Below are 15,107 nucleotides of genomic sequence, written 5' to 3' on the forward strand. Positions count from 1 at the left end.
CCCTTGTGCATGTCGAAGGACACGCCGTTGAGCGCAATGATGCCGCCGAACACGACGCTGACGTCGCGAACCGCGAGCAGGGGCGATGTCCCCTGCGCGAGCTGTGCCTGCGTCATCTCGTCTCGCCTTTGTCGTTCAGCAGCTTGGTGGGCGACCACGCTCCGCAACGACAACGGCTATCCGATCCCTTCCGCTTCTCGCGCACTTTTCCCTCCTGATTGTGTCATTGTTTTTTGGGATTTGACGCCGCAGCTTGTGCGGCATCTCCTCCAATCCTCGGCTGCTCTATAGAGCTATCCAGGCGTTTCGATATTCAGCTCAAGGTCGCAAAGGCAGACCGATCGAAGGCCATCAGCTCATCGGCTCGTCCGTCGCGCACCTTCAAGACCCATTGCGAATCCTGAAGTAGCGCCCGGCCGACGGCCACGAGATCGAATTCCTCCCGGTCCAGACGACGGACCAGTTCGTCCAAGGATGCCGGTCGCGAGCTTTCTCCGCCGTATGCAGCGATGAACTCACCCGTCAGTCCCACTGAGCCGACCGAAATCGTCGGCAAGCCAGTCACCTTTTTTGCCCAACCGGCGAAATTCAGATCCGAGCCCTCGAATTCCGCCTCCCAGAAGCGCCGCTGCGAGCAATGAAGAATGTCAACTCCGGCTTCACGCAGAGGCATCAACCACGCCTCCAATTCGTTCGGCGTGTTGGCAAGCTTCACGGCGAAGTCCTGCTGCTTCCACTGGCTGATCCGAAGCAATATCGGAAACTCAGGGCCGACCGATTTACGCACCGCGCGCACTATATCGGCGGCGAAACGCGCCCTCCCGGGTAGGTTTCTGCCGCCATACGCATCTTCTCTGCGATTGGTCCCTTCCCAGAAAAATTGGTCGATCAGATAGCCGTGCGCTCCATGCAGCTCGACGGCATCGAAATTGGAGCGCTTGGCAGCAAGAGCGGCGTCCGCGAAAGCCCGGATGGCGTCCGCAATGTCCTCATCGCTCATCGGAACGCCCAGATTCTTCTCGGGTCGCGAAAGCCCGGAAGGGCTGTCGTAGTCGCCTGGGGGCTGCCAGTCCTTCTCGCGCGTGCGGACGGCGCCGACGTGCCAAAGCTGGGGCGCCATCAGTCCGCCGGCCCCATGCACTTCGTCCACGACGCGACGCCAGCCGGCGAGTTCCTGTACGCCGTGAAACCGAGGGACGTTCGGGTCGTTCAAAGAAGCGGGGCGATCAACCCCCGTGCCCTCCGAAATGATAAGTCCGACCCCGCCTTCGGCCCGGCGGCGGTAATACTGCGCTACGTCTGCGGTAACAATGCCATTTGGAGAGAACGAGCGGGTCATCGGCGCCATAACGACGCGATTTGGCAGGTTCAGGCCTTTATAGGTGAACGGCCGAAAAAGAACATCGATCGCCATTTGCGCTCCAGACTCGCTCTAACCCAGCGACGTTCGGTGCGAGCCATTGATCTCGCGGTTGCGATTCGGAGTACGCCCATCGACGATCATCACCTTCCCCCCGCTTCGGCGAATTCTTGGATGGCTCGTTTTTGGGGAGTGCTTACAACTCCCCACGAGCTTTGCTCCAGCGAATTCAGCGGAGCCAAGCTTCTATATAGTTCTAAATAAGAACTGTCAATGACACTACTTAAAGCAATCAGCTATGGACGCAGCCTGCAGGCAATATGCCGCAGTTCCTTTTGGGAATTTTTATGATCGAGGCCGACTTCTCTTCCAGTGATTTCAACTACGCTGGTCGGGGCGTGCGGGGCCTCACGAACCTGTCGGCGGCGCTCTTCGAAACTACCTGCGCGAACGCGGGTCGTCGCCCGTCAGGTGTCCATTATTCTCTTCATCGTAGCCCTTTGCATTGATCGCGGCGTCAAACGATTTGAAAAGGCAGCCATCTTGTTCGACAGACCGGCGATCACCGTGGCCTTTCCTTGCATGAGCGCCCGAATACCGCTCGCGGCGACCGGACGCGGCTTCATGGTGAGGAGGCGCAGCAAGCTCGATGCGGTTGCGCCGGCTGCCGCGTCGAAGCCTGTCGCGGTGTGTCCTGGGCAGAGACTGGTCACGACCACACCGTGCGAACGGAGTTCGTCATGCAGAGCCTCGCCAAAGGCCAGCACGTAAGCCTTGGTCGCTGCATAGGCCGCGTAGCTGGGAACGGCCTGGAAGGCCAGAAGGCTGGCGATGAGAAGGATATGTCCGGATCGCCGCTGAGCCATGTCGCGGCCGAAAAGATGCGTCAGCTCTGTGAGCGTCGTGATGTTGAGCTGGATCATGTTCGCGGTCTGCTCGATCGGCGTGTCCAAAAAATCGCCGTGCAAGCCGAATCCGGCATTGTTCACCAGGATGTCGATCGTCACCGATCTCGCGTCGAGACTGCTTTTCAGGCGGCTGGCCGCGCCCGGCGCGGCAAGATTGATCGCCTCGACCAGCACATCCACCCCGTATTTGCCGCGGAGATCGGAGGCAAGCTTTTCCATCGGCTCTCGCCGTCGAGCCGCCAACACGAGATTGACCTTCTGCGCTGCCAGGATATCTGCGAACTCGAGGCCGAGGCCACTCGAGGCCCCCGTGATCAGCGCCCATTTTCCGGCGAAACTATTCGTTGCTACTTCCGACATCGTTCTCTTCTCGTCTATTTGGAGTCAGCGAAAGGGCTCGCGCCCTTTCCCAATCAGAACACCGGCCCATTCATTCAAGCGGCAGCGGCGTCTCGAACCTGTTTCGCCGCGGCATCCAGAACGGCCTGAGCCAGATCAGGATCGTTGATCACGCGCGATAGCGTCACCGCGCCAACCATCGTCGCGAGAATGGCCATGGCCTTGCTGCGCGAGGCCTCGTCGCCAGCCCCGGCGAGAAACCGATCGAGCACGTCGAGATGCGCTTTGATTCCTGCTTCGAATTCCGCCTTCACCTCCGGGCCCTGTCGAGCGGCATCCGAACCAAGTGCCACGATCGGGCAGCCGTCCATCTTCTCTCCGCGATGGTCGCCACTGAGGTAGAACGCAATCACTGCGCCGAGTGGATCGTCAGGATGTGCCGCGGCCGCGTCTGACCATCGGCCGGATGCGCTTTCCAGTGCGCGCCTGGACGCCTCCACCGCCAGATCCTCTTTCGATGCGAACTGCTTGTAGAAGGCGCCTTGGGTTAGCCCGGCCCCCTTCATCAGATCTTTTAGGCCGATGCCATCAAAGCCGCGCTCCCTGAAGAGGCGGCTGGCCACATTGATGACGGTTTGGCGGTTCTCGGCCGCCTGGGTGCGACTCACTCGCATCGCGGGTCTCCATTTGGATTTCGTCCGACTTCTATAGACAAGTTAGAGTTCAATTGCAATCTATCAGTCTAACCCGCCGGATTTTGTGCCCCCAGGAGCCAAATCCTGCGGCTTTCGCGATCACGCCCTCGTGATCATCTCAAATTTAGATTGCGATTGAAATCTAACTTAGGTATAGAAGTCATATATAATCTAACTTTCGAAGGAGACGGTCATGAAAAGGGGTGTTGCGGTGCTCGCTGGTATTCTGGTCCCGGCGGGGGTGGCAACCTTCGTGGCTCTGGCGCTTCCCGCCCATCAAGCCTCCGCGGTCATCGATCCCAGGCAGGAGCCTCCGATGGTCCGTCTAGTGACGGCCACGCGAGTCAACGGATCTGAACGTGGTTTCACCGGGACCGTCGGCGCGCGGGTCGAAAGCAATCTCGGTTTTCGCGTTGCCGGGAAGATCGTCGAACGGCTTGTGAATGTCGGTGAGCAGGTCAAATCCGGCCAGCCCCTGATGCGGATCGACGAAACTGATCTCCGCCTCGCGGTCGCCGCGAAACGCAATGCGGTCGCCGCCGCGCGCGCGGTTGTGGTTCAGACCGACGCCGACGAGCGGCGCTACGCCAATCTGGTGAACGACGGTTGGACGTCAAAGCAACGCTATGAGCAGGCGAAGGCGGCATCGGACACTGCCAAGGCGCAGCTTGCCGCGGCAGAAGCGGACGCCAGTGTCGCCGAGAACCAGGCAACCTATTCCGTGCTCGTGGCGGACGCGGACGGAACGGTCACTCAAACGCTCGGCGAGCCCGGCCAAGTGGTATCCGCCGGTCAGCCCGTGGTCAGGCTTGCTCAGGCCGGTGCCCGCGAAGCTGTGGTCGCGCTTCCCGAAACAATGCGGCCGGCGATCGGCTCGCTGGCCGAGGCGAGCCTGTATGGGAGCGATGGGCGCTTTGCTGCGCATCTCCGGCAGTTGTCGGATTCCGCCGATATCCAGACCCGTACCTACGAGGCCCGCTACGTGCTGGATGGTGACGCCGCGGCGGCGCCGCTGGGCGCGACGGTCACCATTCGGCTTGCAAGCCAGGATCATCAGCCGGACGTCCAGGTGCCGCTGGGAGCCGTGCTCGATGACGGCAGAACGACCGGCGTTTGGGTCTTCGACAGCGCGACCTCGACCGTGCGCTTGCAGCCCGTCAAGCTTCTGCGTGTGACGAGCGAAACGGCCGTTATCTCCGGATCGAACTCCGGTGATCAGATTGTCTCCCTGGGCGCCCATCTGCTGCACGAGGGCGCTCGCGTCAGGACCGCGTCGGAAACCAGGAGCAACTGATGGGCTTCAATCTCTCCGCCCTCGCCGTTCGCGAGCGGGCCGTCACGCTGTTCTTCATCCTTCTGCTGGCAGCCGCGGGTGTCTACGCCTTCATCATGCTAGGGCGGGCTGAGGATCCGTCCTTCACCATCAAGACCCTGACGGTCACGACGGTTTGGCCGGGCGCGACCGCGCGCGAGATGCAGGACCAGGTCGCCGAACCCCTGGAGAAGCGAATTCAGGAGCTGACCTGGTATGACCGGGTGGAGACGACCACGCGGCCTGGTTATGCGTACATGACGGTGACGCTGAAGGACAGCACACCGCCATCGAGCGTGCAGGAAGAGTTCTATCAGGCGCGCAAGAAGCTGGGAGATGAAGCCCGCAAGCTGCCCTCGGGCGTGCTCGGCCCCTTCGTCAACGACGAATATTCGGATGTGAGCTTCGCGCTCTACGCCCTCAAGGCCAAGGGCATGCCGATGCGCGAGCTCGCAAGGCAAGCCGAGGTCATTCGTCAGGACCTCCTGCATGTTCCCGGCATCAAGAAGATCAACATCCTCGGTGAACGTCCCGAACAGATCTTCGTCGAGTTTTCCTATGCCAAGCTGGCAACTCTCGGTGTGTCGGCCACGGATATCGTCGCCGCCTTGCAGCGGCAGAACACGGTGACGCCGGCCGGCTCGATCGACACCAAAGGGCCGCAGGTCTTCATCCGGGTCGATGGCGCCTATGACAGCGTCCAGGCGATCGCCGACACGCCGATCGTCGCTGCCGGGCGGACGCTGAAGCTGTCCGACATTGCCGAGGTCCGCCGCGGCTACGAGGATCCACCCACCTACATCATCCGGCACCAGGGCGAGCCCACCATCATGCTCGCGGCGGTGATGCAGGAGGGCTGGAATGGTCTGGCGCTCGGCAAGGCCCTGGAGGAGCGGTCCGCAGCTATCGCTCGCACGCTGCCGCTCGGGATGACCCTGGCCAAAGTCAGCGATCAGGCCGTCAACATTACCTCGGCGGTCGACGAATTCATGATGAAGTTCGCGATGGCGCTCGGCGTGGTGCTGCTGGTGAGCCTGCTCAGCCTCGGCTGGCGCGTCGGCATCGTCGTCGCGGCCGCCGTGCCCCTGACGCTCGCCGTCGTGTTCCTCATCATGCTCGAGACCGGCCGGTTCTTCGACCGCATCACGCTCGGCGCTTTGATTCTGGCGCTCGGTCTCCTCGTCGACGACGCCATCATCGCGATCGAGGTGATGGTGGTGAAGATGGAAGAGGGCATGGACCGCATCTCGGCGGCGGCCTATGCGTGGAGCCACACCGCGGCGCCGATGCTGTCAGGAACGCTCGTGACGATCGCGGGCTTCCTGCCGGTGGGTTTTGCGCGCTCAACCGCAGGCGAATACGCCGGGAACATCTTCTGGGTCGTGGGGTTCGCCCTCATCGTCTCCTGGATCGTCGCCGTGATCTTCACGCCGTATCTTGGCGTCAAGATGCTGCCCGCGATCAAGCCGGTCGAAGGCGGTCATCACGCGATCTACGGGACGCCCAACTATCAGCGCCTGCGAGGCCTCATCACCCTCGCCGTCCGCCACAAATTCCTGACCTGCAGCATCGTCGCCGTGGCCTTCGCGCTTTCCGTCGTCGGCATGGGTGGCGTCAAACAGCAATTCTTCCCGACCTCCGATCGCCCGGAAGTGCTGGTGGAAGTTCGCCTGCCGGAAGGCACCAGCATCGAGACGACGACGGCCACCGTCGAGAAGCTCGAGGGTTGGCTGCACGATCAACCCGAGGCCAAGATCATCACGAGCTATGTCGGTCAGGGCGCGCCGCGCTTCTTCTTCGCGATGGCGCCCGAACTGCCCGATCCGGCCTTCGCAAAGATCGTCGTCCTGACGCCTGACGCAGAGGCGCGTGAGGCTTTGAAGCACCGGCTCCGACAAACCATCTCGCAGGGCCTTGCACCCGAGGCCAATGTGCGCGTCACCCAGCTCGTTTTCGGACCTTACACGCCTTTCCCGGTGGAGTTCCGGATCATGGGGCCGGATCCCGCTCAATTGTATGCTATCTCTCAGAAGGCTCTCGAGGTGATGCGTGGCGTTCGCGACGCGCGGCAGCCAAATCGGGATTGGGGCGATCGCATCCCCGTGCTCCGCTTCATCCCGGATCAGGATCGACTGAACCTGATCGGCCTTTCGCCATCGGAGGTGGGCCGGCAACTCCAATTCCTGCTCACCGGCATCACCGTTACGCAGGTCCGCGAGGACATCCGCAATGTCCCGATCGTAGCGCGTAGCGCTGGCGGCGAACGACTCGATCCGGCGCGTCTGGCGGATTTCTCATTGATGAGCAGGGACGGCCGCGCGATTCCACTCGACCAGGTCGGTCACTCGGAAATCCGATTCGAAGAGCCGATCATGAAGCGGCGCGATCGCACCCCCGTCATCACGATACGCTCGGATATCAATGAGGCGACCCAACCTCCGGAGGTCTCCAAGCAGATCAACACGGCCCTGCAGCCCCTGATCGCATCCCTTCCGGCCGGCTATCGTATCGAGCTGGGCGGATCGATCGAGGAGGCAACCAAGGCCAACGACGCGTTGGCGACGATCTTCCCGGCCATGATCGCCGCGATGCTGATCGTCGTCATGCTGCAGGTGCGGTCCTTCTCGACGATGGCGATGGTCGTCCTGACAGGACCGCTCGGCCTCGTCGGGGTCGTGCCGGCATTGCTCCTCTTCAACCAGCCGTTCGGGTTCAACGCGATCCTGGGCCTGATCGGACTTGCCGGCATTCTGATGCGTAACACTCTGATCTTGACCGAACAGATCAAGGAGAACCTTGCGACTGGACTTGACGACTATCACGCCGTCATCGAGGCCACCGTGCAACGCACCAGGCCGGTGATCCTCACGGCGCTTGCTGCCGTGCTGGCCTTCATCCCGCTCACGCACTCCGTCTTCTGGGGATCGATGGCCTACACGCTGATCGGCGGCACCGCGGTCGGAACCGTACTGATCCTGCTGTTCCTTCCCGCGCTCTATGCCACCTGGTACCGGATCAAGCCGACCGCAGACGGGACGCATGTGGATACGACGGACGAAGCGCAAGTACGCAAGATGAATGATGCACACTCCGCAACCGCTTCCGAAAACGCGCTGTCGCCCATCGTCCAAGAACAGATGACAGCCTGAGTGCAGGAGACGACCTTGAGCAAGCTATTCACCCTCCTCTCGATTGTCCTTGCAGGCCTCGCTGGCGCAGACTACTTGAGCGTTGCACCGGCAGCCTCAACAAATGCCTACGGATACTGTCTTCAGGACTATTCGTCAGACATGCGGAAATGCCACTTCGATACGCTCGAGCAGTGCATTGTCCTCATCTCTGGTCGCGGTGGGAGCTGCGCTCGCAGCCCCTCCTCGGCCGTGGAAGCCGCGATGGCGACGAACTAACCAAAGCTGCCCGCTACATGTTCTGTCCGAGCGAGGCTTCCTCGAAGCGTCGCTGGGCTGATCGACCGTCCGCATCACGCGTCCGAACGTGATCCTCCCGGCAGGATCACGCTGCCGGTTCAGAGGTGAAAATGCTGGAAATGCAATTCCCTGACTGCCCTCGGAAGCGCACGATCCCCGGCTCGGGTGGTGTGGCTCGCGACTAAACAAGCTGGCCTGGTGCCGGTGCCAGAAAAGATGGCCGTTGCACCCCGTAACTATTAATACTAAAGTGACTCACATTAAAGAGCGATGAGGGGAAACAAATGCGCAAGGTTGGGATACATAACTTTCCGGACATCGATCGTGTGGTTTACGGCAAGCCTGCAGCCGAGGCTTTGAATGATGAAGCGGTTCGGCTGAATGCCAATCGCGTTTTCCTCTTGGTCAGCCGTACCCTGAATACGAAGACCGACGAGATCGAAAAGATTCGCCGAGCGCTCGGCAACAAGCATGTGGCGACCTTCGATGGAATCGCGCAGCACACGACCCGGAAACAGGCCGCCGAGGTCGCCCGTCAAGCAAAGGAGGCGCAGGCTGATCTGGTGGTCGCCGTCGGCGGAGGCTCTGCGGTCGACCTCGCGAAGATCGTCATCATGGCCATGGAACATGACATATTCGATGAGGCAGGCTTCGACCCGTTCGTTATGGGGCCTGGCGTGCCCTTCTCTCCATTCCGTGCGCCCACAGTGCGGCAGATCGCAGTCCCGTCCACGCTGAATGGCGGCGAATACAATGCCGGTGCGCTCGTCACGGACGAGCGCACCAAGCTGAAGCAGATATTCTTCCACCCACAGATGTCACCCGTGGCGGTCATTCTTGATCCCGATCTGAGCCTTCATACGCCCATGAACCTGTGGATGGGATCCGGGACACGCTCGATGGATCACGGCATCGAGGCCCTGTGCTCGCCAGCGGGCACGCCATTGGCCGATGAAGTGGTCTTGGCGGGAATCCGTCTTTTGCGCGAGGGCATGCTCCGCACCTTGCAGCATCCGGATGATTTGGAAGCGCGACGCCAGTCGCAACAAGGCTCTTGGCTCGCCGCTTTCGGTCTACAGGCGCGCGTTCCGATGGGAGCAAGCCACGGCATCGGACACGTGCTTGGCGGCACTTTCGATGTTCCTCACTATTACTGCACGCCCGTCATTATGCCGAGCCTTCTTCGGTACAATAAGGCCTTTACAGAGGATGCGCAGAAGCGCCTGGCGGCCGCCCTCGGCAGCCCCGGTATGGAGGCTGGAGACGCCTTTGCTGGTTTCGTCAAGGCCCTCGGACTGCCTACGCGTCTGGCTGACGTCGGTGTCGGCGAAGACAAGTTCGAGAAGATCAGCAAGATCGCGATCAATCACCGCTTCGTTCAGGCCAATCCGAGACCATTCAAGAGTGAAGCAGACATCATCGATCTTTTGCGAATGGCCGCCTAGCTGACCCGGCTTGCGCGACCTCCAAGGCTGCGTTGAGCGGGATCGGCAGAGTATTGGCTTGCATCGGTTTGATGCTAGCCTGTTGCAGATGGCGATCTCGCGCGCCCCCACAGCGCTATCCTGAAATTCCTCGCCGGCTGATCAGGCAACCGGCAGCAGCGCCGACGGCCGAAGATCGGCGATGCGAGGGTATCCATCGACGGCCATCAACAAGTCCGCCTCGGCCAGAATGCATCGCAGGACGTGAACGATCCCCTCGACGCCGTCGAGTGCGAGTCCGTAGGCATAGGGCCGGCCAATGCCGACGGCCGTCGCGCCCAGGGCCAGAGCCTTGACGACATCCGTGCCTGAGCGAATTCCCGAGTCAAAAAGAACCGGCGTGTTGCCGGACGCTCTGACAATGCCAGGCAGCAGATCTACCGCCCCGATTCCACCATTGGCCTGGCGGCCGCCGTGGTTCGAACAATAGATGCCATCGATGCCACCGTCGATGGCACGTCGCGCGTCGTCAGGATGACAAACGCCCTTCACGATCAAGGGCAGTTTCGTCAACGAGCGCAACCAGGGAAGATCATCCCAGGTGAGAGGATGTCCGAAGATCGTCCCCCATTTCATGATGGCAGCGGCAACATCGCTCTCGGGCGGTTTTGCGAGACTGGCGCGAAATACAGGGTCCGAAAAATAGTTGGCGAGAGCATGCCCACGAAGCTGAGGAAAATTGGCCTGGTTGAGATCCCGTGGACGCCAGCCGGTCACCCACGTGTCGAGCGTCACAACGATTCCCTTGAAGCCAGCAGCCTCCGCCCGGTGGACCAGGCTCTCGGCAACCCCGCGATCGGCGGGCGTATAGAGCTGAAAGAAGCCCGGCGTCTCGCCGAACTCCGAAGCAACCTGTTCGAGCGGAGCGTTGCTCAGGGTCGATGCAATCATGGGCACGCCGAGCTTGCGTGCGGCCGTTGCTGTCGCAATATCACCGCGTCCATCCTGCGCGCACAAGCCAATGACGCCGATCGGGCACAGGAATAAAGGTGTCGGAAGCCGCATTCCAAATAGATTGACCGACATATCGCGCTGCGCAGCGCCTACGAACATGCGTGGGATCAATCCCCAGCGTCCGAAGGCAGATACGTTGACATTCTGCGTATGCTCATTCCCGCAGCCACCTGCCACATAGGATACGACCCACGGCGGCATTGCCGCGTGAGCCCGTGACTCGAGTTCACGGAAATCGGCCGGAAGCTTCGGTAACACCCCCTGCAAGCCCGAACGATAGATTTCAAACTGGTAGCCGCCACAATCAACCACGCCGCTCTCCCTTGCCGTGTCACTTTCCAGGGTGCAGCCGCGGATGCTCGCGAGCCTGACGCACCTCATACGACTTCACATGGGCATAGGCGGTCCTGATGAGAATCGGGACTTCGCCTCCACTGACGCGACCAAGGAGATCGCCGAGAATATGATCGCCCTCGGTCGGTGCTCCTCGCTCGATATCCCGTGCCATGGATGCCATGACCGGAGAGCCCGGCGTCGTGAGAATGGAACGCACGCGCTCGATATAGGTCGGACGCAGTCCGAACCCCTGCCTGGCCGCGATGGCGCTGGCCTCATTGAGCAACCCGATCACCACGTCGGATGCGCCGGCAGCTACGATGTCCCCCATCGAGGCGCGCATCAGGCAGGTCGCGCCGGCAATGGTGGCGATCATCACCCACTTCTCCCACATGCCCTGCATGATGTCGTCGCTGAGTTCGGCGTCAAAACCGGCACCCGACAAGGCACCGACGATCTCGGGGCGACGTTCAGATCGCGTCCTGCCCTGTTCGCCAAAGCTCAGCGTGTGGAAATCCGTCATATGCAAAATCTCGCCGTCGGCGGAAAGCGCCGCCGAGATGGCACACTGGCCGCCAAAAACGTTCTTTTCACCGAACCGGGCGTTCAGAACATCGAGATGACGCAAGCCATTCAACAGAGGTATGATGACCGAGTTCTTGCCCATCGCTGGAGCAAATGCCTCGATCGCGCCGTCAAGATCGTAGGCCTTGCAGCTCACAATGATGAGGTCGAGCCATTCAGTCCTTCTGACGTGACGGTTGGCGGCAACGCCAGGTGCAGATCGCCAAGCTTGCTCTTGACCACCAGCCCGCCTTTCGCGAGCGCTTCCGCGCGTTTGGGCCGGACCAGGAACGTGACGTTGCGCCCTGCCGCCAGCAGCCTCGCGCCAAAATATCCGCCAAGGGCGCCGGCTCCGATAACCAAGATCCGCAAGATTCATCTCCTCTTTGACGTAAAAGGTCGTCATACTCTGCCGAACCAGCGACCCGAGTATCTGGCTCCGCAGCGCGCCAGGAGCGCTCAGTGACCATCCCCTTGCCGGCAGGCGCGCCTAGTCCGCGGCGCTGACAAGCTTCCCAAAGGGAACCCAGCTCTTGCCGTCGAACCTCTCGAGCTGCAGCGAGGTCCACGCCTGGTTATTGTTCGCGCCGGTATTGATGGTGCTGCCGGGGAGTGCCATCGACGGCGAAAAACTCCTCAAATTCAGCGCCTGCTTCATGATGTTCTCGCGCGTCAGGTCATCGCCGCACTGCTGGAGGATCTTCTCGAGGATTTCGCCCTGGACGATACCGGCAGTGTAGAGTGTCTCCGCGACATCACTCCCTGGAACGTATTTGGCGAGAAGCGCCCGATAGCCTTCTACTTTGGGATCGTGCTCCCAGGCCGGATCCATGGGATCTTTCAGGAACGTACTCGACACCACCCCCTTGGCGTTGTCGAGGCCTGCCGCCGCAAGCGTACCCGCTACGGACGTGGTTGAATTGATAATGACGGTCAGGGGATTCCAGCCGATTTCGCGGCTTCTACGCAGAGCTTGCGCCGTGAATTTCGGCGAGCCTGCGATGAAGAACGCTTCGGCTCCCGAGCTCTTGAGCGATACGACCTGAGAATCCACGGTCGGATCAACCGCTTCGTAGGATTTCGTCACGACCAGCTTGCCGAAATCGTCCTTCATGTAGGAACGAAACGCGCCGACAAAATCCCTCCCGAGGTCGTCGTTCTGATAAAGGATGGCGATGCGCGAACCCGGCATCCTTTCAGTTATGAATTTCGCGTACGCCCTACCCTCGGTATCGTAGCTCGGCAGCCCGGTCGTGGTGTAGGGATACTCGGCTCGATTGGTGAATTTGTTCGCGCCTGAGACAACGAAGAGGTGCGGCACCTTTTTGCTGTTGGCGTATTTCACGTTTGCAGAAATGCTTGCGGTCCCAAGTGGGCTGAACAGAAATGCGACCTCCTCGCTTTCCACCAGCTTGCGGGTCTGTTCGACGGATTTGCTGGGTGAGTAGGCATCGTCGAGCGCTATCAGCTTGATCTTGCGGCCGTTGACGCCTCCCTTGTCATTGATGAACTCGACATAGCCTATCAATGCCTTTCCTAAGCTGCCGAGGGCCGAGGCAGGACCACTGAAAGGAAACGTCGTGCCGACCCTGATCTCCGTTGCGGTAACCCCGACTGGATCCCCGGCCTTTGCCCTCTGCGCAAACGACACCGGCGCGAATGCAAGCATCAGCATCGCGAGAACGATTCTCTTCTGCCACATCGATACTTCCCCCACTGGGACGCTTTCGGCGTCAAATGGCGTTTCCGTTTTGCGTCCCCACATCTGGCGGCAGGGTTGCGCACATATTGAGAGCGGCTTTGACTAGTCCTCGCTGTCTTCCACCAACTCCCGCGGCGCGAGAGGCCGGCCGCAGCCAGCGAACTGCGCCGGCACCGCTTTTAGTCCCTGTAACGCGAACCCTTTGCGTCCAGTGCACGGCGATAGGCCTCGAACGAATCTTGCCCAAAGGAGGTCGTTTCGTCGAAACCCTTCGCAACCTCGCTCTGCATCTGGCGCGTCGTACGGCGCAGAATCTCGTCCGACAAAGGCCGCCAGCCCTTTCCGAACGTGGCAGCCGCGAGTTGCACCTCGCATGCGCGTTGCAGGATCGTCATGCGGAATAGCGCCTCCGCGGCCGTCCTCCCACACGTCAGAAGACCGTGATGCCTCAGGATCATGTAGTTCTTGGTGCCGAGCGATTTAACAAGGCGCTCGCGCTCACCGAGGTCTGTCGAGATTCCCTCGAAATCGTGATAGGCAACTTGCTCATACAGCATCGCTCCATAGAAGCTGTGATGTGAGAGCCCTTGATCCGTGCAAGCAACGGCCACACCCGCTGTCGTGTGCGTGTGGGCGATGAAACGGGCGTCGTCGCGCGCGCTGTGGATCGAAGAATGGATCGTGAAGCCCGGCGCGTTGACGCGCCCCGGAACGTCCACGACTTTCTTGCCGTCAAGATCGATCTTGATGAGACTGGAAGCTGTGACTTCGTTGTACGCTAGGCCGAACGAGTTAATCAGAAAGTGCCTATCGGAACCCGGCACCCGAGCCGTGATGTGATTGTAGATGTGCTCGCACCAGCCTAGATCAGAGAACACATGATACAGCGCAGCGAGGTCCTCACGGACCCGCCGCTCTTCCGCAGCCAGAGCATTGTGAGTGATCGTTCCAGGCGACGCTTGGATGTTCATGCGATCCTCCGAGCAGCGCCTCAATTGAGCAAATCCGGCTGTTCTTTTACGATCTTCGAATACAGCGTCTGGAACTGAAACCACCCTGCCCTGGGCGAACCAAGGATAGCGAAAGCCTGTTTTGCGGATGTTTCAGGAATGACCTTGAGGGCTTGGCCGGTTCGCGCCGCCGCCGCCTCGGCTAGAAGCTGAACCTGGCACGACCGCTCCATCGTGATGAACCACCAGACCGCCTCATCCACGCTCTGCCCGACGGTCAACAGGCCGTGGTTCTGCAGGATAGCCGCCTTGTGCGGCCCCAGCGCCTTCGCGATCTGCTGGCCTTCGTCCATTTCGACTGCGACGCCACCGTAATCTTCATATAGAGCATGATCATTGTAGAATGCGCAGGCATCCTGCGTTATCGGCTCCAATTTCCGCGCCAGCGTTGAGAACGCCCGGCCATGCGTGGAGTGCGAATGCGCCGCACCGATCGAATCCGGACGTGCCGCATGAACGCTTGCGTGAATCGCGAAAGCAGCGGCATTGACGGGATGATTGCCCTCGACCACTTCGCCCTTGTGATTGACCCGGATGAGCTCGGACGCCTTGATCAGGCCGAAGCTCATCCCGAACCCGTTCACCCAGAACGTGTCCGTGAACTCCGGGTCGCGCACGGTGATGTGACCCGCGACCCCTTCGTCGAATCCAAACTTCGCAAAAAGCCTGAGTCCGGCCGCCAGCCGTTCCTTTCGGTGCTGTCTCTCTTCAGCCAGACTGTTGAAGACCGGAGGCTGAGGCAGCCCCACGTTGATCTTCGCTACGGCCGCCGTGTGTTGATCTTGCCGCTGGGGTGCGTTCATCGTCGTGCCCTCTGGTTTCCGCGGGTCGTCCTGTCGGACGCACGCGGCTTTTGTTCGATGCGGTCTGATAACAGCCTAGATTGCGCCATCCAGCAGCCGCCGCCTTCCGACTAAACTGGCCAGCAAGCAGCAAGAGGACAATTGAAATCGATTGTGGATCGTTGAACTGCGCTCAGCGCAAGATGTCGAATGCACAATCAACGCTGCGCTCA

Annotated in this window: 11 protein-coding genes and 2 pseudogenes; 4 read left to right on the forward strand and 9 right to left on the reverse strand. The window is 60.7% G+C overall.

Going from position 1 to position 15,107, the window contains the following annotated elements; genetic code table 11:
* The 4 genes and pseudogenes from livG to RAD15_RS39335 all read right to left on the reverse strand — a co-directional run.
* Positions 1–116, reverse strand: a pseudogene (livG, locus tag RAD15_RS39320) (high-affinity branched-chain amino acid ABC transporter ATP-binding protein LivG); the annotation flags it as partial.
* A gap of 197 nt (positions 117–313) precedes the next feature.
* Positions 314–1,414 (reverse strand): NADH:flavin oxidoreductase, encoded by a 1,101-nt coding sequence (locus tag RAD15_RS39325; protein WP_458184075.1) that lies wholly within the window; start codon positions 1,412–1,414, stop codon positions 314–316.
* Positions 1,415–1,827: 413 nt separating this feature from the next.
* Entirely contained in the window at positions 1,828–2,628 is an 801-nt protein-coding gene (locus tag RAD15_RS39330; protein ID WP_458184076.1) for an SDR family NAD(P)-dependent oxidoreductase, read from the reverse strand.
* A 74-nt stretch (positions 2,629–2,702) separates the two neighbouring features.
* A complete protein-coding gene (locus RAD15_RS39335; protein ID WP_458184077.1) occupies positions 2,703–3,281 on the reverse strand; it encodes a TetR/AcrR family transcriptional regulator in 579 nt (192 codons plus the stop codon).
* Between the two features lie 214 nt (positions 3,282–3,495).
* On the opposite strand from RAD15_RS39335, the gene RAD15_RS39340 reads away from it, so the two are divergent.
* From RAD15_RS39340 to RAD15_RS39355, 4 genes are all read left to right on the forward strand, one after another.
* A complete protein-coding gene (locus tag RAD15_RS39340; RefSeq protein WP_458184078.1) occupies positions 3,496–4,596 on the forward strand; it encodes an efflux RND transporter periplasmic adaptor subunit in 1,101 nt (366 codons plus the stop codon).
* Positions 4,596–7,763, forward strand: coding sequence for an efflux RND transporter permease subunit (locus tag RAD15_RS39345; RefSeq protein ID WP_458184079.1), 3,168 nt, complete (start codon positions 4,596–4,598; stop codon positions 7,761–7,763). The genes RAD15_RS39340 and RAD15_RS39345 overlap by 1 nt, the downstream gene beginning before the upstream one ends.
* The gene (locus RAD15_RS39350) at positions 7,764–8,021 is read left to right on the forward strand and encodes a DUF3551 domain-containing protein (protein ID WP_458184080.1); all 258 of its coding nucleotides are present in this window, start codon (positions 7,764–7,766) and stop codon (positions 8,019–8,021) included.
* A gap of 305 nt (positions 8,022–8,326) precedes the next feature.
* Entirely contained in the window at positions 8,327–9,487 is a 1,161-nt protein-coding gene (locus RAD15_RS39355) for an iron-containing alcohol dehydrogenase (protein ID WP_458184081.1), read from the forward strand.
* A gap of 141 nt (positions 9,488–9,628) precedes the next feature.
* Here the strand turns inward: RAD15_RS39355 and RAD15_RS39360 are convergent, their stop codons facing one another.
* From RAD15_RS39360 to RAD15_RS39380, 5 genes and pseudogenes are all read right to left on the reverse strand, one after another.
* Positions 9,629–10,792 carry a lactate 2-monooxygenase gene (locus RAD15_RS39360; protein ID WP_458184082.1) on the reverse strand — a complete coding sequence of 388 codons (1,164 nt, stop codon included), beginning with the start codon at positions 10,790–10,792 and terminating at the stop codon, positions 9,629–9,631.
* A gap of 19 nt (positions 10,793–10,811) precedes the next feature.
* Positions 10,812–11,752, reverse strand: a pseudogene (locus RAD15_RS39365) (ketopantoate reductase family protein).
* A 118-nt stretch (positions 11,753–11,870) separates the two neighbouring features.
* Positions 11,871–13,082 carry an ABC transporter substrate-binding protein gene (locus RAD15_RS39370; RefSeq protein WP_458184083.1) on the reverse strand — a complete coding sequence of 404 codons (1,212 nt, stop codon included), beginning with the start codon at positions 13,080–13,082 and terminating at the stop codon, positions 11,871–11,873.
* A 179-nt stretch (positions 13,083–13,261) separates the two neighbouring features.
* Positions 13,262–14,053, reverse strand: coding sequence for a class II aldolase/adducin family protein (locus RAD15_RS39375; RefSeq protein ID WP_458184084.1), 792 nt, complete (start codon positions 14,051–14,053; stop codon positions 13,262–13,264).
* A 20-nt stretch (positions 14,054–14,073) separates the two neighbouring features.
* Positions 14,074–14,895, reverse strand: a complete 822-nt coding sequence (locus RAD15_RS39380) for a class II aldolase/adducin family protein (RefSeq protein ID WP_458184085.1) — start codon at positions 14,893–14,895, stop codon at positions 14,074–14,076.
* Between the last annotated feature and the right edge of the window lie 212 nt (positions 14,896–15,107).

The sequence above is a fragment of the Bradyrhizobium sp. 14AA genome, from assembly GCF_054185205.1.